We start from the raw sequence: 20371 nt of genomic DNA on the forward strand, positions 1-20371 counted from the left end.
TGTTAATAAATATTCTTTTGCAGTTGAGGTGATTGGTGTTTTTTTTCAATTAAGAATTCTAAGAATTTTTTTCTACCATTTGTATCTAAGGGTTTAACTTCTATGTGGTAGTTGAGGCGTGATTTGATGGCATCGTCTATTTGATCTAAGTGATTAGTGGCTACAATTACGAAAATAAAAGCATCAGGGTTGTGGGGGCAGTGGTTTCTTAATGAAGTAATTTCGGCTTTGAAGGCGTTTAAGATGTCTTTCATTTTTTGGTCTTCTTGGTTGATAAGTTCCATTTTTCCCATACTTGGTCGCATTCATCGATGAAAATTACTCCCATACCATTATTTTTGTTTAGATGCCATTCAGCTCTAATGAAATCAAACATCGCTCTTATAATTTCGATTCCTTATTCGCGGGTTTTGGTGATAAAGTCGTAGGGGGTAAATTCAAAACAGCCTGCATCAGTGGAAGGGGAGGTTTGTCTTGCTTGTGACATAAATGCTCTTGCTAATAATGTTTTACCTGTTCCTGGGACTCCGTGTAGTATGAGTCTTTTGGGTTTATTGATTTTTCCTGCGTTTTGGAACCATTCAGGATGAGATACAATTGCTAAAATGCGACTACAAGTTTCTTTTTCAGTTTCCATGCCAATTATGTTTGCAAAACTTATATTGTTTAATATATCATCATTTGTTTCTTTACAACGTTGGGACACTAAAGGATATGCGCTAAATTTAGTAGGAGGTTTATTGGCATCATATTGTTCCATTTGTTTTTGATATTCTTTAAATTTTTGTTGTTTGTATTCATGATATAAGTTATATGAAAAATAAATTGTTAAAGTGGTTGTTAAAATAAATAATAAAGTGCCAATAAAAATTTTAAAAAAGTTTTCTTTACTTTTATAGTTAATAGGTTCATATTTGTATTCCTTTTGGATTTTATAAAAATGCAGCAATTTTTAATAAAAAATGTAATTTATTTATTATTTAATATAACACACAAATAATTATTCATTTTGTTTTAATTAATGATAAATTAAAGTTGATTTTATAAAAATATTAAAGGGTACAAAAATACTTAATAAAAAGATTTTATAATTTTAATTATTTATTATCCATATCACGAAAAAAAGCCATCGGATCATTTTGTAATTTATCAAGATCTTGATCATCAAAATGTTGCATTTGCTTAGCTAATTTTTTTTGTTGTTCTAAAAGGGTAATTAGCTTGTTAACATCACTTAATTGATTACCAGAACCTTTGGCAATTCTTTGTCTACGTCTACTGCTCAAAGCAATTAATTGAGGATTTTTCTTTTCTTGTTTAGTCATACTTTGAATTAAAACTTCAAATTTATTAAATCCATCATCACCTAAACTGGCAGAAAGTTGTTTCATCTTACCAACTAATCCAGGAATAAAACTTAACAATTTGCTGAAAGAACCCATTTTTTTTAATGTTTTTAATTGTTTTTGAAAATCATAATAATTATAACTATCATCAAATAATTTTTCCATCATTTGTTTACTTTGATGAGGATCAATTTTATCGGTAACTGTCTCAATTAAAGTTAAAATATCTCCCATTCCTAAAAGACGAGATGCCATTCTATCAGGATTAAAGGGCTCTAAACTGTCAATTGTCTCTGAAGAAGAAACAAATTTTAAAGGCAGAACTGTCATTGCTCTTACTGATAAAGCAGCTCCTCCTTTAGTATCTGCATCCATTTTGGTCAAAATAACTCCAGTTGCTCCTACTTGATTATGAAACGACTGAGCAGTATTAGCAGATTGTTGTCCTGAAAGACAATCCACAACTAACAAAATTTCTGAAGGATTGGCTTTGGCTTTAATTTGTTGCAATTCTTGCATCATTGTCTCATCAATATCAAGGCGCCCCGCAGTATCAATAATTACTGCATCATATCCTTCTTGCAAAGCATGTTTTAATCCTGCATCTACAATATCTAAAACAGCAGTGTCAGGTTTAGAAAAAACATCAATATTGATTTGTTTACCAATAACTTTTAATTGTTCTACTGCTCCTGGACGATAAATATCACAAGCTACAAGCAAAACTTTTTTACTATTTTTTTTACGCAACCAAAGAGCTAATTTTCCTACAGTAGTCGTTTTACCGCTTCCTTGCAACCCAATTAACATTAAAGTATCCAAATTACAATTAGGCTTAAAAGTAAGATCTGCACGAGTAGAACCCAAAATTTGAATTAGGGTTTCGTTTACGATTTTAATAATATGTTCTTTGGGATTCAGTCCTTTTAAAACTTCTTGTTTCAAAGTCTTTTTTTCAATAATTTCATTAAACTTATCAATAACTTTTAAATGAACATCAGCTTCTACCAAAGAAACTTTAATATCTTGCATAATGTTTTGAATGTCTTGTTGTTCTAGGATTTTTTTTCCTCTAATTTTGTTAATAACTTTTTGTAAGCCTTCACCTAATATACTCATATTTTTATCTCCTTTTTGATGTTGTGAAATTTGTTTTTGTGGGGTTTAATTTTTTGTTGGGGCAATGTTTTTTTAAATATTTTTGAATTCGTTATTTTTGATATAATAAATTTTTATGTTTTTTTGTGTTTGTTTTTCGTTATTTGTTATTTGTTATTTTTTCTTTATAATTAGCAATTATAAAATATCTTCAGAAGTAAAAAAACCTTCAAATAAATTAAAAAGATAATTTTTAACATCAAAAGTAATTAAATCTTGGGATTTTTCGCCTACACCAATATATTTAGTGGTCAAATTGTATAAATATTTAATTGCAAAAACAATCCCTCCTTTGGAAGTGCCGTCAAGCTTGGTTAAAATGGCTCCTGAAAGTGGAGTTGCTTGATTGAACAAATCAACTTGATTAATAGCATTTTGCCCTGTAGTAGCATCCAAAACTAAAAAAGTTTGTAAATTGGAGGCGGGCAAATGTTTGCAAATAACACGATTAATTTTGGCTAATTCTTGCATTAAATTAGTTTTGTTTTGTAATCTTCCAGCAGTATCACACAAAATAATATCATAATTTTGACTTTTAGCAAGTTGGATGCCTTCAAAAATAACACTTGCAGGATGAGCTGGCAAAGGCTTGCAAAAAACTTCAACACCTACTCTTTTTGCCCAAATTTGGAGTTGTTCTACTGCACCTGCACGAAAAGTATCAGCAGCAATTAATAATACTTTTTTACCTTCTTGTTTCAGTGCTTCAGCCATTTTTCCAATAGTAGTTGTTTTTCCTACTCCGTTAACTCCTGTAAACAAATACATTTGAGGCAAGTTATTTTGAGATTGAAAACTGTCTTTGGGATTTGTTGGATTGGAATCTTGATTTTGTTTTTCTTGTTCTTTTTCTTGTTCTTGCGGAATTTCTAATATGCCTTTCATACCTTTCATATTTTGATACAAATCAAACATTTTAGAAACAACAACAGAAGGAAGCTTTTGAGGATTTTTAATTTGAAATTGATTAATTTCATCTTTGATAGCTTGCATCAAAAAAAGAGTGGTTTTAGTACCAAAATCAGCTTGAATTAACAAACTTTCTAATGCTTGTAATAGGGTTTTTTCGATATTGTTAGATTGTTTCAAAAGAGTTTGAAAATCTAGAAAACTAGCTTTGGTTTTTTTAAGACCTAGTTGATATTTATCATTATTTTTATTTTTAAAAAATTTACTTTTCAACCATTTAAACATTTATAAACTCTCCTTTTTGAAAGTAATTAAGGTATCAAAATAAAAAACTTATACCCAATTATTATAACTAAAATACTTGCTTTTTGATTGAGTTTTTTAGGGTTTGGGGATTTTGTTATCATAAAATATTTAAGGATAAATTAAAAAAACCAAAACAAACAATAAAAAGAATTTTATTATAACCCCAATTAACAAATTTTATTTCAAATTCCAAAATTGACTAATTAAAACATTATAAATAATAATTACAACATTATAAATAATAAATACTTCATAAAAAAAACAGAAATTAAAAATTAATTCCTGTTCTAAATTTATAAATAATATTAATTATTAATCCTCCTTTTTACAAAAGTTCCATAAAACTTTAATAAGAGGCCAAAAAACTAACAGACATAAAGCAAAAGCCATAGATGCTTCATATTTTTTATCTACTTGTTTTTTGATAATATAATCAAAGACAACTAAAGCTCCTGCAATATAAACAGACGCCCATGAAATAAATAGACTTACAAATAGGAGCACTAACATAAAATAAGGGTCAAATAAGGATGAAAGTTGACTTAATTGCGAAACTGATGCCAACCAAAGGAAAGCAACCCCATAAAATAAAACAACATAAAACATAGTAATTACAAAGAAATTAAAAACTACAAAAGCAAATTTATTAATTAATTGTTGATTATTTTGTTTTTTAAACTTTTTATAATAAAGTAAAATAGTAATTGCAAAATTACTCATCAAAATAAAAATAAACGAAAGCAATATAGTTAGGCATAAATTTTTATGTATTAGTAATTTATCAGTCAAATCGAATGTATGTGATATATTCAAACGAACATATAAATAACCCATAAACATCCCTAAAAATATCCCCAAAGCAATAAGACAAACAGGAGCTGTTAATCTTGCTATACTTGAAGAAAAACAAGCAAATACAAAAGCAATAATACTTATAATAGCAGGCAGATACAAATATTTAAAAATAATTGTTTTTTTATTTCACCTAAATTTGGGCAAAAACTAATTCATGCCATAAAACTGCATAAGAAAGTGCCAAAAATAAAAGCATTAAACTAATCCATAATAAAGTTTTTTGAATAACTCTTTTATGGTTTGTTCTACGATAAACTGCAACCGAACTTAATTTTTTATTATCTTTAATTTTTTCTTTAAGATTATCTAATAAAAACATGTTATTTCACCTCTTTATTAAATTGAATTATCAAATTAAATTTGTTAAAGTTCTAAAGCCTCTAACTTAAATATAATAAAAGACTTTATGCCTTTATTATAACTCAAATATTTAATGAGTAGTTAATTTTATTATTCATCATAATACAATTAAAATTAACTATGTAAAACTCTAAAAACTTAAACATTAAATTGCTACATAACAAAAAAACCAACTTTTAAGTTGGTCTCCTTATTATTTTATTATTTACTATTAATATTGTATTATTTTTGTATTAATATCTATTTACTTATATTATTACTTATATTAACTACGATATTGCAAATCTAATAATTTTTGATATAATCTTTTTTCTTCTAAACTTAATTGGTTAGGAGTTTTAATATGAACAACAACATACTGATCACCTTTACGATAAGAAGAATTAAGATGGGCAACTCCTTTATTTTTCATTCTTAATTTATTGCCTGATTGAATCCCTGCAGGAATTTTTAAAGCTACTTCACCATAAATAGTAGGAATCAAAATATTAGTTCCTAAAACAGCTTCTGGAAAAGTAATAAAGATTTCTAAAATAATATCATATTCACGTCTTACAAAAGATTCATGAGGACGCACTTTAAAAGTAATATATAGATCTCCTGCTTTTTGATTATTACTTAAAGGAATAAAATTTCCTTTCCCAGGAACTTGCAAAGACATTCCTTCTTGAATCCCTGCAGGAATATTAAAGGTAGCTGATTGCTTAACTTTTTGACGTTTTTGTCCGTGACAAGCATAACATTTATTTTTAATTTCTTGTCCTTTACCACTACAATTAGGACAAACTTGACGAGAACGAATATTGCCTAAAAAAGTTCTTTGCTCAGTAATAATTTGTCCAGTCCCGCCACAACTTTTACAAGTAATAACATCTTGATTGGAAACTGCTCCTTTACCATGACAAACTCTACAATCAGCTTCTACAGTAATTTCAATAGTTTTGTTAGCTCCTAAAACAGCATCCATAAAACTTATAGTCATTTCTACTTTTTTATCATAAGAAGGTTTTTTAGTTTGTTGATTACCAAAAATATCTCCAAAGGAACTAAAAAAAGAATCCCCAAAGGAATCAAAACCATCAAAACCACCGCCACCAAAGCCAGAAAAACCGTTATCAGAAGCATCACCAAAACGATCATAATTACTTTTTTTAGAAGCATCTCCTAAAACACTATAAGCTTCTTGAACTTCTTTAAATTTGCTCTCGGCGTTAGCTTCTTTGGAAATATCAGGATGATATTTTTTAGCAAGACTACGATAAGCTTTTTTGATGTCCTCAGGACTTGCGTCTTTATCTAGACCCAAAATATGATAATAATCTTTTTTTGTCATTGTAACTAACTTCTCCTAATAATAAAACTAAGGGGGCTTTTCCTTTGATTTCATTATTCTTTATAGTTTGTTTTTTGTGGTTGTTTTTGTATTTGTATATTTTTTGGTTGTTTTTATGGTTGTTTTTGTTTAGTTTTGTTTTTATTATTGATTATTTTTGTTCTTCAAAATCAGCGTCTACTACTTCGTCTTGAGGTTTTTCATTTTTAGCAGTAGTGTTTTCTTGCGTACCTTTTTCTTGTGTTTGTTTTTCTTGAGCTTTTTGGTAAGCTTTCATTGCAATTCCTTGAGATTCTTTAGTAAGACTTGCAGTTTTTTCTTTAATTAAAGCAGTATCGTCTCCTTTTAGAGCTTCTTCTAATTCTTTTATTTGAGTCTCAACTTTGTCTTTTTCTTCTAGTGTAACGTCAGCTTTTAGATCTTCTAAAGATTTTTTAGTGTGGAAAATCATATTTTCTGCTTCATTACGCGCATCAATACTTTCTTTTTTCACACGATCTACCTCAGCATTTTCTTCAGCTTCTCTAATCATTCTTTGAATTTCTTCTTCTTTAAGGGCACCACTTCCTGAAATAGTAATTTTTTGTTCTTTGTTAGTACCTAAATCTTTGGCTTTAACTGATACAATTCCGTTTGCATCAAGGTCAAAAGTAACTTCAATTTGAGGAATTCCGCGCGGTGCTGGTGGAATATCTGTTAATTGGAATCTCCCCAAAGTTTTATTATCAGCTGCTAAAGGGCGTTCTCCTTGTAAAACATGAATATCTACTGCTGGTTGATTGTCTGCGGCAGTTGAAAAGACTTGTTTTTTGGAAGTTGGAATGGTAGTGTTTCTTTCAATTAATTTAGTAAAGACATTACCCAAAGTCTCAATTCCTAAAGAAAGCGGAGTTACGTCTAACAGTAAAATATCTTTAACGTCTCCTGATAGAATTCCTCCTTGAATAGCAGCTCCAATAGCAACTACTTCATCAGGATTAATACTCTTATTAGGAGTTTTTTTCAATTCATTTTTAACTAAATCTTGTACTGCAGGAATACGAGTAGAACCACCCACTAAAAGCACTTGATCAATTTTTTCAATATCTAATTTGGCATCACTTAAAGCACGTTTTACAGGGGCCAAACAACGATCAATTAAATCTTTAGTAAGTTCATTGAATTTAGCACGAGTCATATTGTATTCTAGATGAAGTGGACCTGCTTCGCTCATTGTTAAAAAAGGCAAAGAAATTTGTGAAGAAGTAACACCACTTAATTCTTTTTTAGCTTTTTCAGCAGCATCTTTTAATCTTTGCATTGCCATTTTATCTTTGGAAAGATCAACACTATTTTCTTTTTTGAATTCTTGCACTAAGAAATCTACTATACGTAAGTCAAAATCATCGCCTCCCAAAGCATTGTCTCCAGAAGTAGAAAGCACTTCAAAAGTACCATCAACCAAAGTTAGAATAGAAACATCAAAAGTTCCTCCTCCTAAGTCAAACACTAAAATGGTCTGTTCTTTATCACCTTTGTCAACGCCATAAGAAAGAGCAGCTGCAGTTGGTTCATTAATAATACGTTTAACATTTAAGCCTGCAATTTTACCTGCATCTTTGGTAGCTTGTCTTTGAGCGTCATTAAAATAAGCAGGAACAGTAATTACTGCCTCACTTACTTGAGCTCCTAAATAATCTTCAGCAGTTTTTTTCAAATTTGCCAAAATCATTGCACTAATTTCTTGCGGAGTGTATTTTTTACCACCCACATTAACAGTATAATTAGCTTCTCCCATGTGTCTTTTGATAGAACTAATAGTATTAGGATTAGTAATTACTTGACGTTTGGCAATTTCTCCTACCATAATTTCATCACCTTTAAAAGAAACTACAGACGGAGTTGTTCTTCCACCTTCAGCATTAGGAATAACTTTTGCCTCGCCACCTTCCATTACAGCAACACAAGAGTTAGTTGTTCCTAAATCAATACCTATAACTTTATTCGTTTTTGTCATTTTTATCACTCCATTCATTTACTTTAACCAATGTTGGTCTTAAAATTCTTTTTTTATATAAATAACCTTTTTGTAAAACTGCTAAATTAGTTTTATCAGGTTTTTTAGGGTCGCACACTGTTTCTAAAGCGTGGTGCAAAGCAGGATCAAAAGGCTTATTAAGGGCCTCAATTTCTTCTACTCCTTCATCTTGCAACACTTTTTTTATTTGTTGTTGTAACAACTTAAATCCTAATAAATATTTTTGCAAAAATTCATTTTGTGTAGGCATATCAATGACTTTTTCTAATTGTTCCAAGGGCATTAATAAATTAGTAATAAAATTACTTGATGCATATTTTAATTCATTTGCTTTTTGAGTTTGGGCTCTTTTCTTAAAGTTAATCAATTCTGCTTGATTTTTTAACAACTCTTCATCAAAGGCTTTTTTTTGTTGGGTAAGTTGTTGTTGTAATTCTTTAATTTGAGTTTGTAATTTAGTAATTTGCAGATGACTGTTTTCTTTTGATTGATGTTTTTGTTGTTTGTTATTTGTTTGTTTAGTTTGATTTAATTGATTTGATTGATTTGATTGATTTGATTGATTTGATTGATTTGATTGATTTTTAACAGTTTCATCTTCCTTTTGGTTGTCTTTATTTGTTGTTTTAGTTTCTTCTTTTTGACAATTTTTGCATTCTTTACAATCTTTATGCAATTCTTTTGCTTGTGTTTCTAAATTATCTAAGTTATCTTGGTCTTTTTCTAAAAACATTTTGAAACCTCTTTTCTTGATATAATTATGTTTTTATTAAGTTACTTACAAGTATTTTGGCAGCCTGTTTAGTTATTTTTTTAATAAATTATTTTATTATTACTTATTACTTATTAATTATTAATTGTTAATTATTAATTATTAATTATTAATTATTAATTATTATTTGTTATTTGTTATTTGTTATTTGTTATTTGTTATTTGTTATTTGTTATTTGTTGTAATTGCAATTATTACTTATATTTTATCTTACAATTATTTATTGTATTATTTATTTTTTTATTTGTTATTCTTGATCGTTTAATTTAGATAAATGAACTGCCAAATATTCCAAAATAGGAATAACTTTAGGATATTTCATCCACGAAGGTCCTACAACTGCAATTCTTCCTTTCTCATTAGGATTTACATCAAAAGGAATAGAAAGAATCATACAATCTTTTAAAGGGGTAAGTTGCAAGCCATCAGAAAATTTAAAAGACAAACTATCTTGATTTAACATAATTTTTAATAATTCTTTACACTCTAAAAGACCCATAAATTTTTTAATAATTTCAGGATTACTTAATTCAGGTTTTTCAAGCATTTTAGAAACCCCCGAAAAATAAAGATTCTCTGAGGCAAAACTACTAAAAGCTTCCATAAACAAAGCAATTAATTGTTCTTGAAAACAAATATATTTAGCAATAGTTTGTTTAAAAAAATCACTTTGAATAATATTGGCTGCTTCTGATAAAAACTTATCTGTCAACAAATCATTTACTACTTGCACTACATCTTTAAGGTCATAAATGCTAATTTCTTTTGTTTGATCCAAAGAAATATTTTGATGTTGTACATTTCCTTTATCAGTAATAATCAAAATAACAGCTTGAGTACTATTTAAAGGAATAAAATCAATTTTAGTAATTTTACTATTATTAAAAATATCAGAACCAATTGCCATAGCAGTATAATTAGTTAAATTATTTAACAAATTAAGAGCTTCTTTAATTACTTGTCCTTTACAAAAACGCTTTTTTTGAATCACTTTGTCAATGCTTTCAAACATACAAGCAACATCATGATCACGTGTTAATAAATGGTTTAGATAGTAAGTATAGCCCTTAAAAGAAGGCACTCTACCACTAGAAGTATGATTTTTTTGTAAAAAACCTTCTTTTTCTAATTGCACCATATCATAACGAATAGTAGCACTTGCAAATTTAAGATAAGGCAAATGGGTAAGCAGTTTAGAACCTACGGGTTGTCCTTTTTGTGAATAGTTTTCCACTACAGCCTTTAAGATTAATTTTTTTCTATCTGAAAGCATATTCATCACCTCTTGGCACTCACATTAACGATTGCCAATAATATTGTATTACTTTTTTTGTTGAATGTCAACCCTATATTTTCATTTTGTTATATTTTTATTAATTTTATATTAATAATTATGTATTTTGTATTAATTTTAATGTGATTATAAATAATTAATAATAATATAAAAAAGAAAAAAAGCATCCTTAAATGGGGTAAGTTTTAGTTTTATTTAATCAAAACACTAAACCTGATGACACACCAACATCCCCCAAACCCACACAATCTTACAAACCTGATTACAGTAATAACGAAGGAATTTATACAGGAAGTCAAAACAACCAAAATCCTTACTGACCTTCTCAAACATTTACACCCACATCAAACCCACAAACAAAAAACGAAAAGAAATAAGAATACGAAGGGGAACTTTATGATTTAGAAATGGTCCTTAACTTTAAACCACTATTGAAGCAAGTATTAAAACCACCCAAGATTCAATTAAAAATTATCAAACTGAAAAAGAAAAAAATCACCCAAATAAAACCACAACAACAAAGAGATGAAAAAAAACAACACGTTTAAACAAACATAAAACCAAACTAACAAACTAACAAACACAAAAAAGCAAAACAAACCTAAACCCTGAACAAAAAATGGCAATTGAATTACAACTTGCCGAATCCAAAATTGAAATTGAAAGTTTAGAACGCGAAATTGGTATATTAGATGGGCAAATTAAATAAGTTGAAATGTTTGAAACACAATTTAATAGAATAATAGACCGTCTCCAAAATCGCTTTCCGACTACCAAAACAAACTATCCAAAATAAACGAACTACTCAAAAACTAAAACATACCCAAAATATTTTATCCTCCCAACATATTTTAGGCATAAAACCCACCCCCCAACCAGCCAATATACTTAAAATATAAAAGAAGGGAGGTATAACAATGAATTTAAACACAATCCCCCATCCCAAACTAACAAAAAATTACTTAAACAATATTAAGATTATCTTAAATGATAGTCTTTTTTGTTTATATAATGACTTTTTACATAATAATAGTTATAATATAAATGTGGGGAAAGCACTTGTCCCTTCAATATATAAAAGAAAAAAAGAAAATAAATAATTTGAAAATAAATAATTTGAAAATAAATATTAAAGTTTTATTATTCTTAGTAATTATAAGTATATTGTTATTAGGTTTAATTCTATATCCACATATACAACAAGAAATAACATTAGAAATAAACCAAGAAGAACCAAAAACACTCAATTTACAACTATCCAAAGAAAAAGAACTAAAATATCATCCTCAAATAAATTCTAATATTTTAATAAAGACAACAAGAAACAATTATGACTTAATAAAAAATGAAATACTCCATGATTTATTAACTAAAACTTGGAAAGATTGTAAAAGCAAATATAGTAATCATCCTACAACTCCACTTTTTGAAAAACAAGGATTAGGCTCTATTTATAATAGTTATTTAAATATCCAAAAAAACCAAAAACACACAATAGATAAAATCCATTATACTCAACAATTTCAAGAAAAAATGTTAGAAATATACACCAAAGAACTAAATTTTATACTCAATTTACAATTATCAGACATTTATTTAATTACTGACAACCCCATATTTTAAAACATTAACTCATCTTTTTACAACCCGAAAAACTTTATAATATAAAAAAACTTTTAAAATAATAAATTATTAAAATAATAAAAAAATGATAAAATAAAATTAAGAACCAAAGATAAACACAATAACACTTTTTAAAATAGAAAGCAAACTAAATGACCCGCAACAAAAAATATATCCTTATTACAACTATCTTTTTAATTTTAATTGGAATTACAACTTTTTATTTCTTTGTAACACCTCAATTATTCAATTCTGATGCGATGTTATTAAAAACCTCATCACAAAATAACAATAAAACTGAAATAAATAATAAAATAGAAGTCTCACAAGAAAATTTTAACAAAAGACTAAAATATATTACCAATAATGAACTTAAAGAACTACCAAAAATTCTACCTATAAAAGCAAAAGAAAAAGAACTACGCAAACAATACCAACAACAACAAATGTCTTTCATGTCTAAAGACGAAAAAGAATCATACGAAAATATTTTAAAAATAAATAGCAAAATGGATGACATATCATTGAGCAGCAAAAAAATAAATAAAGATATAAAAGTTTTAGAAAGACAATACGAAGCAGCAAACAAACAAGAAAAACGAAAAATAGAAGATAAAACGAATCGCATTGGTGATACATTACAACAATTAATTCAACAAAACAAACAATTAGAAAATGATCAAACTTTAGCAATTACAAGGCATAACAATTTATTTCACAATTTACAAACTAAAAATAAATTTAGTCAAATAGACATCCAACCTTACCAAAATGCTTTAAAAGAAATATACAATATTAAAAATTAATCCAAATCAATAAGACTCTCAATAAATGAGAGTCTTTTTTTTATTATATAATTGAAATCACCTCCTTTAATATGGCAAAAAGTATATTTTTTTTCACTTTTTTAACTGTTTTTGAGCAATTTTTACGCAAAAAAAAGAGTAAAATAAAGGTAAGGAGATAAATTTATAATGAAAGGTAACTAAAAAATGAAAACCCTAAATAAAAAAAATATTACTATTACAATATCCATAATTACTGTTTTATCTATTTTAATAATTATTTGGACATATTTGGACGCAAAACACAAAATAAAAATCAAAGAAGAAAATCAAAAATTAGAAAATAAAAATGAAATTGCATTTAATTCTTTTTTTGAAAAACCTCCAAATATAAAAGAACAAATTATAAATTCCGAAATGCCGAAACAAAATCCATCCCAATTAAAAAAATATAATATTAATAAAATAACTGTTGCCCCTTATTTAATTTATCCAGATTTATAAAACAATATCATAAGAGAGTATTGTTTTTTGAAGGAATGAATCCCACTCAAAAAGATATTAATGGGAAAATAAATTTCTTTGAAAAAAATATTTTGAAACATTAAGTAAAATTTTGCCATCATATTATATCATTTGGACTGAAGAATTTATATAATTTAGAATAAGAAAATACAAAACCTAAAGAAAAATATGGTTGTCAAATTTCTAAAGCTGACTATTCATTAATACAAACTAGCAAACCAGATGCCACTGATGAATTATTAAATACAAATTGTAACAATAATGATAATTACTATAATGAAAAATATTCTTTTATAAACACAATCAATAATATTGATATAAAAAAATATTGAAAAATAGCAATATATCTTCTAAAACACCTTATATACGCTTTATAACTAAAAATTTAGAAATTAATTTTGATTGGTTAAGATTAATTTGTGAAACATTTAAAGATGAACTTCAATTTACTTCCCAAGCTCAAGAAAAAACATTACAATCCCAAGAAAATGCAATCAAAGCTCAAGAAAAAATAAAACAAAAGCAAGAAGGGCACCAATGGTAAACCGAAAGAACAAAAGAATTTATAACAGGAGCCAAAGATAGACTTACTAGGGCACAAAATAATAATATGCCCATTTTTGATATAGGTTTAAAATGCTACGAAGACAAAGTTCCTTATTTAAATTTTAAATACAACCAAAATGATTTTATTAATTTTATGAAAAAATTAAATATCCCTAAAGAGGATAAAAAATATGATATCCGAACTTTTATTATCTATAATTTAACAAATAATATTGTAGACCCTGAAAATAAATATGTCATATAAGAATAAATTTCAATATATTTTAAAAAAATAAATTTATGAATCAAAAAAAATATGAAAGGTTATTTTATACTATATGAATTTTTCTAAACAACAAATTAAAATTATATTATTTATTTTAATATTATCTTTATTAACTGGTTTTGCTTTTTATTTTACATACAAACATTTAAATAAAGACTTAAATAAAAATGAAACCCAAAACCAAAAAAACACCCCAAACAACAAAATATAAAGAACTTAGCAACCCACATCAAAAAATAAAAAATATTATTTCTAAAATTAATATTTTTATTTCTGAAAACGATCCCTAAATAAAAGAAGCAAAAACACAAAACACAAATCAAAGAATACAATCCGAAGAATCAAATTACCCAAATCAAGTAGAAATTAATTTAATTAATAAACTTAAAGATTTATTTGAAAGTTTATCACTTTCTTTAACGGATGCATCAAATCCTTTTGAAATAACAGAAACCCTAAAATCAAATCCTCATTTTTTTTAATCCTGGATTTTATAAAAAATAAACAAATTACAGAAGACTTAAAAGCTGAAATACCTTCCACTTGGGAAACAATTTATACCAATAACATTGATTGTGCAAACTTGTTCCACAAAGAAGAACAAATAAAATTAATTAATGATTTATTTAATTAATTTGAAACATTTAGAATTAACAATACACCACCCCAAAAAATAATAGAAGAAGAACAAGATAATAATGATGAAGTTAAAAAAGGAGCACAAAACATTAAAGAATTATTTGACTCATTGTTAACAAATCAAAGTTTACATTATAATGTTTTCTTGTCAAACCTTTATAAAAGTATTAACGCAATTAAAGATTGTAATGAATTCAAAGATGTTTGCTCAAATTTGCCTATCAAAAGAGAAGCTAAATTCGCATTCCATAAAAACACAATAAAATTAAAATTCCAACCTTTATTAGATAAAATAAATAGTTTTTTACAAAATAATAAAAAAGAAATTATATTAATTCCTGAGCCAATCAACCCAAATCAAACACAAAATGCAATGAGCAAAGAGCAATTTATAAATTTAATCAAAGGAAAATTAAATAATTTAGAATCAATTTTTAATCCTTATTATATAGTTCTTGAAGCTTTACCTTCAAATAATATTTTAGATATATTTGCAACTTTTAAAGAAACATATAATGGTTTTTAATAATGGATTCCATATAGACAATTGTAATGAACAAGAATCTATAAACACTTTAGAAAATATGTTAATGAATTTTAAAAAAATAAAAAATTATCAAAACCCTTCTAATGAATTAGAAACTAATTTTTTTCCATCTTATTTCAAACTTTTAAATGCTATAGACCAAATCAAAAAACATAATCCAGGATAAATAATAATATGAACATTTTGAAAAAATTTAATACTAAAAAAACATTACTTATAGTAATTATGTTTTGTAGCATTTGGTTTATATTTCTTTTATTATCAATTGCTCCTGTTTTTTTAAGTGATGTTGTTTTTAAAAGTTCAGGAACTAAAATAAGTCATAATACTATATATGAATACATTGATGAAGAAATACAAAATTTAAAAAGCTATAAAATGGTGCAAGAAGCATTAACCAAACTTAAAGCCAAAAAACAAATTAATTTTTCTGAAAAAGAAAATTTATTGCAAATCATTGAAAATAGCGATATATCGCAAGAAGATAAAAAAAATCTTCAAACTGCTTTAGATTCAAATATAAGCTTTTCTGTAAATCCACAATCCAATGCATTATCAAAAGCAAATTTAATTATTTTAGAAAAAATAACAGATAAAAATACAAAAAAAATAAAAAACAATGAAATTAATAAAATTAATTTTATCAAAAAAGAAAATGATTTTATTCATTCAGAACCTATTTATAAAATAGAAATTATAAAACAAAATGACACTTATTATTTAATTACAGATGACCGTTTTTTTAACAAAAAGAAAGATTTTTTAGAAGAAAACAAAATTAAAATCCCTTTTGAATACTACAAAAAACTAATTTATTAAGGGTTTTATTTGGTCCTATAGTATATCTACATTCTATGATTTTTATATTTTATATTATTCATGGACTACGTAGAAATTCTGGAAAATTAAAATCTAAGCCTAAAATTTCTTCTTCACAAAATCTTTATTTAGTTTTAAAGATGTTGCAGGAAATGAAGAAGAAAAAGAAGAAATGAAAGAATTGATTGTTTTTTTAAAACAACCCCCAAAAATATGCTGTTATGGGAGTTTGTATTCCTAAAGGAGCATTATTATCGGGTGCTCCTGGTACTGGCAAAACCTTACTTGCAAAAGCTCTTGCAGGAGAAGCAGGAGTACCATTTTATGCAGTATCTGGTTCTGAATTTGTAGAAAGATATGTAGGAGTTGGGGCTTCTCGCGTAAGAGAATTATTTAAAGAAGCTAAATATAATGCTCCTTGTGTTTTATTTATTGATGAAATAGATGTTTTAGGAGGCAAAAGGAGTAATGATTCTAGAGGAGAGCAAGAAAAAGATCAAACTCTCAACCAATTATTAACTGAGATGGATGGGTTTACTAAATCACAAGGTATTATTGTGGTGGCTGCAACTAATAGAGCTGATATGCTAGATTCTGCCTTACTTCATCCAGGAAGATTTGACAGACAATTTATTGTAGGTCTTCTTGATGTAAAAGCAAGAAAAGCAATTTTACAAGTTCATGCCAGAAATAAAAAAATTGATGTTAACATTGATTTTACTTCTATTGCTAAAAAAACTCAAGGGTTTTTTGTAGGCGATTACTGATTTTTTAAAAATATTGTTTCTTTTAAAAAAAATCTTTTTCTTATTACTTATATTATAACATTAATAATTTTAATAATTTAAAGTTTTTTAAGTTTTTTAAAATTTATAAATAATTTTATTTATTTTTTTCCAACAACAAAAGCCGTCTAATAATTAGACAGCAAAATTAACTAAAAATATTGAATTTAAAATAATTTAATCAAATTAAATTAAGATGAAATTTGAAAACTTTGAATATAATTATTTTCAAGATATCTATACCAATATTGACATTCAACTTTATTTAATATTTTAATATCTTTTTTTTCATAATCTTTTTTAAGTTTTAATTTAAGTTTTTGTAACTTAAAATATTTTTTAAAATTCTTATTAAGAAAATGATTTTTTGGTTGAATACCAGATAAATTTAAACTAAAATAATTAGAATTTTGAAATTGTTGTGAATTCATATAAGATTTACACAACAAAGTCAAATTATGTGGAATTTTAATATTTTTTCCATTAACTCTTTGTTTAATATTCCATTCAAATATATTAGAAAAATTAAAATTAACCACTGGAAATGGACTTAATTCTATTTCTTTAATTATATCATAAGGAAATAATGCCAAAAAAGATTTTTGCGGACAAGTAAAACATGTACGAGAAAATCCAAACAAATGACGACTATAAAAATCAATTCCTTTATTAGAATTTGTTTCAATTAGTTTATCATTTTTAGAAACATATTTACTAACATATGAAACAATTTTATTGACATAATCTTTTTTATCAAAAGTACCTTTATAAAAAGCTTTACATTTACTAATTTCAATTTTTTCAAATAAAAGATTTTTTTTTGATGGTCTAAAAATTTGCACGTTTTGACTAATTGGATTTAAATGTTTATAATGTTTTATATTATTTTTATTCATAACAGATGCATAAGCATTAGCCCAAAGCAAAGTAATTTTTGGCACTTTAACATTATTTTTCTCGTAATAATTTTGAGGTATTTTAATATTACCTTTTTCATCTATTTTATGCATTAAATAATCATCATAAAAATACTCTTATTTCCTTTAATAGGTCGGTTTTTTAAACCCAAAGCATAATTCTTTATCAGTACACAAATAACGAGAATATCCACCAAAAGAATTTAAAACATCAATATTAAAAATAATATGATAATGAATAACTCCTAATTTAGTAGTTTCTAAAGACCAAAAATAACGAAAATCTTGCATTTTAGAATAAACCAAATCGTTTTGAGAGAATTGTTGAAATAAATTTGATAAATAACTTTTTCTCACTAAACGAATAAAACGTTTCCTTACTTGCCCCATAATATCAGGTTCATGAGTATATTTTATAGTTTTACCTTGTAAATCATCATAAGGAGCTGTCAAAGTAATAAAAGATATTTTTTTAGAATCTTTGAAATTATATAAAAGTTTATCCTTAGCATTCTGTGAAGAATCTCGATAATGCCTTAAAATTTTTGATTTTGGTTTAATTTCTTGCAATTTATTTTCTTTTAATTGTTTTTTTAAAGAATAATCCAATTTCAAATCATCATCACTTAATGACAAATACCTTTCTTCTTTTTTTTCTTTTAAATGTTTTTTATAATATTTAATTCGTTCCAAAGGTTCAAACATAAAATAATTAAACCCTTTTAAACGAGTTTCATAACCATTATCCTTTTTTTTTACTTTATAAATATTTTTAGAAATTTCCTTAAATAAAACACATAATTTTAAATAACATTTCTTATAATAAGATTCAGTAATTTGATTAAATTTATGTTGTTTTTCTAATTGGGTAACTTTTTCATTATAAATTTTAATAGTAGTAGATAATTCATCATAATTTTCTATATCTTTTGAATTAGGTAAACAAATTTTTAAATAATCTAAATCAAAAATTTTATCATTTAATCCTTTTATAAAATCATCAGAAATTAATTCTTTTTTTATTAAGGAATAAAAATAATCTATAAAAATAGAAGAATCATTTAAAGTTAAAATTTCAATATCACGTTTAGCACGAGTTATTGCAGTATAAATTAATTTTTTTTCTAAAACTTTATCTTGTGATTCATTTCGATTTTGCCAAACAATTAAATAAACGTATTCATTTTCATATCCTTTATATCCATGTATCGTTGACAAAATGATTTCATTTTCTTTACTATTATTATCAGATATAGTAAAAGGAATTTGGTTTTTTGTAAACTCATCTTTAATTTTTTGTAATTCAGCATTACTACGGCAAAGAACAGTTGTAGAATAAATTAAAGAATTTTTAATTTTTTCACACAAATAATTAATTTGTTGATAAAAATTATCAAAAAAAGAAAAATTTATAAAATCTCTATATTTTTTTTTCACTAAAAGATAATTGTAAATATTCCTTATTATCAATTAATTCATTAGCTGCTTTAACAATATTAATACCTTTGGAACGATAATTAACATTTAAAAAAAATGTTTTTCAGGTTTAAAATCTTTTACAAAAAGTTCCAAAATACGTTCACTAGAACCAAAAGAACTATAAATATTTTGAGTATAATCACCAAAACAATATAAAGAATTTGGTTTATTAAATAAAAGTTCTTTTATAATAAAATAATAAAAATAATTTAAATCTTGAAATTCATCAATAAAAACAGGACGATTATAAATTAAACCATTATTTCTTTCAACAAATTCAATAAAATCACTAGTTTCAATTAATAAACCATCAAAAGTTATTAAATTATAATAATTTAATTTTTCATAATAAAAATTTAATAACAATTCAAAAGATTTTTTTAAAACTTTATCATCAATTTTAATAGATGAATAACAGTTTTCTTTTTGAAAAGTCAAACGTATTAAATTATTTAATTCCTGCAAAAGCTTTCTAAATGAATATTTTCTTTGTTCTTTAAAATATATTTTTAAATCTTGATTTTCTTTTAAAATCAGTTTTAAAATATTTAATTTAATTTCATCATCAATAAATTTTCTTTGTTGTGCTGTTTCATTAAAAATATTATATTTTAAATAACAAGAATAAGCAAAACTATGAAATGTTCTAATTTCATAATTATCTTTTAAATATTTTTCTAATTCATCATCATTATAAGAAGGATAATCTTCTTTTAATGATGAAAATAATTTATCATAAATAATGTTTTTAGTAGCATTAGTAGCTACCAAAATTAAAGGTTTTTCTTTTTCTTTTTGTCTTAATTTTTCAATTAAAATAGTAGTTTTGCCAGAACCAGCTCCACCATGTATATACATGCAAGAAGCATCTGAATTAATAATATCTTTTTGTTCTTTTGATAAATTAAATAACATCTTATCCTCCTTTAATAGACTCTCCAACCTACTCCTTTATCGTCTGACACGACAAAGGCGGTTGGTTCGTTCTCGCTACTCCTTTATCGTCTAACACGACAAAGGCGCTCGATACAAAAAAACCCCTAAATCCCCAAAGGGGACTTTATAGGAGG

At 25.7% G+C, this 20371-nt stretch carries 23 protein-coding genes and 1 pseudogene; 10 read left to right on the forward strand and 14 right to left on the reverse strand.

Annotated elements, in window-relative coordinates; genetic code table 11:
• Positions 1-2 precede the first annotated feature (2 nt).
• From HGD80_RS02200 to hrcA, 11 genes are all read right to left on the reverse strand, one after another.
• The gene (locus HGD80_RS02200) at positions 3-284 is read right to left on the reverse strand and encodes an AAA family ATPase (RefSeq protein ID WP_219475507.1); all 282 of its coding nucleotides are present in this window, start codon (positions 282-284) and stop codon (positions 3-5) included.
• The gene (locus tag HGD80_RS05410; RefSeq protein WP_264081101.1) at positions 251-376 is read right to left on the reverse strand and encodes a hypothetical protein; all 126 of its coding nucleotides are present in this window, start codon (positions 374-376) and stop codon (positions 251-253) included. Before HGD80_RS05410 ends, HGD80_RS02200 begins: the two co-directional genes overlap by 34 nt.
• Positions 377-397: 21 nt before the next feature.
• Positions 398-949 carry an AAA family ATPase gene (locus tag HGD80_RS02205; protein WP_219475510.1) on the reverse strand — a complete coding sequence of 184 codons (552 nt, stop codon included), beginning with the start codon at positions 947-949 and terminating at the stop codon, positions 398-400.
• 148 nt (positions 950-1097) lie between these two features.
• Positions 1098-2465 carry a signal recognition particle protein gene (gene ffh, locus HGD80_RS02210; RefSeq protein WP_219475513.1) on the reverse strand — a complete coding sequence of 456 codons (1368 nt, stop codon included), beginning with the start codon at positions 2463-2465 and terminating at the stop codon, positions 1098-1100.
• 177 nt (positions 2466-2642) lie between these two features.
• Positions 2643-3698, reverse strand: coding sequence for a signal recognition particle-docking protein FtsY (ftsY, locus tag HGD80_RS02215; RefSeq protein WP_219475515.1), 1056 nt, complete (start codon positions 3696-3698; stop codon positions 2643-2645).
• A 333-nt stretch (positions 3699-4031) separates the two neighbouring features.
• Entirely contained in the window at positions 4032-4673 is a 642-nt protein-coding gene (locus HGD80_RS02220; protein WP_219475517.1) for a hypothetical protein, read from the reverse strand.
• 31 nt (positions 4674-4704) lie between these two features.
• Positions 4705-4893: a hypothetical protein gene (locus HGD80_RS02225; RefSeq protein ID WP_219475519.1), complete on the reverse strand. Its 189-nt coding sequence runs from the start codon at positions 4891-4893 to the stop codon at positions 4705-4707.
• Between the two features lie 306 nt (positions 4894-5199).
• On the reverse strand, positions 5200-6267 hold the full coding sequence (gene dnaJ, locus HGD80_RS02230) for a molecular chaperone DnaJ (protein WP_219475521.1): 1068 nt from the start codon (positions 6265-6267) through the stop codon (positions 5200-5202).
• Between the two features lie 151 nt (positions 6268-6418).
• Positions 6419-8263 (reverse strand): molecular chaperone DnaK, encoded by a 1845-nt coding sequence (dnaK, locus tag HGD80_RS02235; protein ID WP_219475524.1) that lies wholly within the window; start codon positions 8261-8263, stop codon positions 6419-6421.
• Positions 8247-9017: a nucleotide exchange factor GrpE gene (locus tag HGD80_RS02240; protein WP_219475527.1), complete on the reverse strand. Its 771-nt coding sequence runs from the start codon at positions 9015-9017 to the stop codon at positions 8247-8249. Before HGD80_RS02240 ends, dnaK begins: the two co-directional genes overlap by 17 nt.
• A gap of 286 nt (positions 9018-9303) precedes the next feature.
• Positions 9304-10338 (reverse strand): heat-inducible transcriptional repressor HrcA, encoded by a 1035-nt coding sequence (hrcA, locus tag HGD80_RS02245; RefSeq protein WP_219475529.1) that lies wholly within the window; start codon positions 10336-10338, stop codon positions 9304-9306.
• Positions 10339-11466: 1128 nt separating this feature from the next.
• Between hrcA and HGD80_RS02250 the strand changes: the two genes are divergently transcribed.
• The 10 genes and pseudogenes from HGD80_RS02250 to HGD80_RS02295 form a co-directional block, all read left to right on the forward strand.
• Entirely contained in the window at positions 11467-11973 is a 507-nt protein-coding gene (locus tag HGD80_RS02250; RefSeq protein ID WP_219475531.1) for a hypothetical protein, read from the forward strand.
• Between the two features lie 152 nt (positions 11974-12125).
• A complete protein-coding gene (locus tag HGD80_RS02255) occupies positions 12126-12779 on the forward strand; it encodes a hypothetical protein (RefSeq protein WP_219475533.1) in 654 nt (217 codons plus the stop codon).
• A gap of 186 nt (positions 12780-12965) precedes the next feature.
• On the forward strand, positions 12966-13262 hold the full coding sequence (locus HGD80_RS02260; RefSeq protein ID WP_219475535.1) for a hypothetical protein: 297 nt from the start codon (positions 12966-12968) through the stop codon (positions 13260-13262).
• A gap of 349 nt (positions 13263-13611) precedes the next feature.
• On the forward strand, positions 13612-13827 hold the full coding sequence (locus tag HGD80_RS02265) for a hypothetical protein (RefSeq protein ID WP_219475538.1): 216 nt from the start codon (positions 13612-13614) through the stop codon (positions 13825-13827).
• 66 nt (positions 13828-13893) lie between these two features.
• Positions 13894-14094, forward strand: a complete 201-nt coding sequence (locus HGD80_RS02270; protein WP_219475540.1) for a hypothetical protein — start codon at positions 13894-13896, stop codon at positions 14092-14094.
• Positions 14095-14167: 73 nt separating this feature from the next.
• The gene (locus HGD80_RS02275; protein WP_219475542.1) at positions 14168-14326 is read left to right on the forward strand and encodes a hypothetical protein; all 159 of its coding nucleotides are present in this window, start codon (positions 14168-14170) and stop codon (positions 14324-14326) included.
• A 537-nt stretch (positions 14327-14863) separates the two neighbouring features.
• On the forward strand, positions 14864-15280 hold the full coding sequence (locus HGD80_RS02280; RefSeq protein ID WP_219475544.1) for a hypothetical protein: 417 nt from the start codon (positions 14864-14866) through the stop codon (positions 15278-15280).
• Positions 15270-15467 carry a hypothetical protein gene (locus HGD80_RS02285; RefSeq protein WP_219475546.1) on the forward strand — a complete coding sequence of 66 codons (198 nt, stop codon included), beginning with the start codon at positions 15270-15272 and terminating at the stop codon, positions 15465-15467. The genes HGD80_RS02280 and HGD80_RS02285 overlap by 11 nt, the downstream gene beginning before the upstream one ends.
• 59 nt (positions 15468-15526) lie before the next feature.
• Positions 15527-16120 (forward strand): hypothetical protein, encoded by a 594-nt coding sequence (locus tag HGD80_RS02290; protein WP_219475548.1) that lies wholly within the window; start codon positions 15527-15529, stop codon positions 16118-16120.
• 118 nt (positions 16121-16238) lie between these two features.
• Positions 16239-16869, forward strand: a pseudogene (locus HGD80_RS02295) (AAA family ATPase); the annotation flags it as partial.
• Positions 16870-17096: 227 nt separating this feature from the next.
• Here HGD80_RS02295 and HGD80_RS04875 read toward each other — a convergent pair.
• The 3 genes from HGD80_RS04875 to HGD80_RS02305 all read right to left on the reverse strand — a co-directional run bounded on the left by HGD80_RS04875 (position 17097) and on the right by HGD80_RS02305 (position 20216).
• Positions 17097-17915, reverse strand: coding sequence for a hypothetical protein (locus HGD80_RS04875; protein WP_225904431.1), 819 nt, complete (start codon positions 17913-17915; stop codon positions 17097-17099).
• Between the two features lie 33 nt (positions 17916-17948).
• Positions 17949-19259, reverse strand: a complete 1311-nt coding sequence (locus HGD80_RS04880; protein WP_225904432.1) for a 3'-5' exonuclease — start codon at positions 19257-19259, stop codon at positions 17949-17951.
• A gap of 87 nt (positions 19260-19346) precedes the next feature.
• Entirely contained in the window at positions 19347-20216 is an 870-nt protein-coding gene (locus tag HGD80_RS02305; protein WP_219475551.1) for a UvrD-helicase domain-containing protein, read from the reverse strand.
• Positions 20217-20371: the final 155 nt, after the last annotated feature.

It is taken from the genome of Paulownia witches'-broom phytoplasma (assembly GCF_019396865.1).
Classification (GTDB): domain Bacteria; phylum Bacillota_I; class Bacilli_A; order Acholeplasmatales; family Acholeplasmataceae; genus Phytoplasma; species Phytoplasma asteris.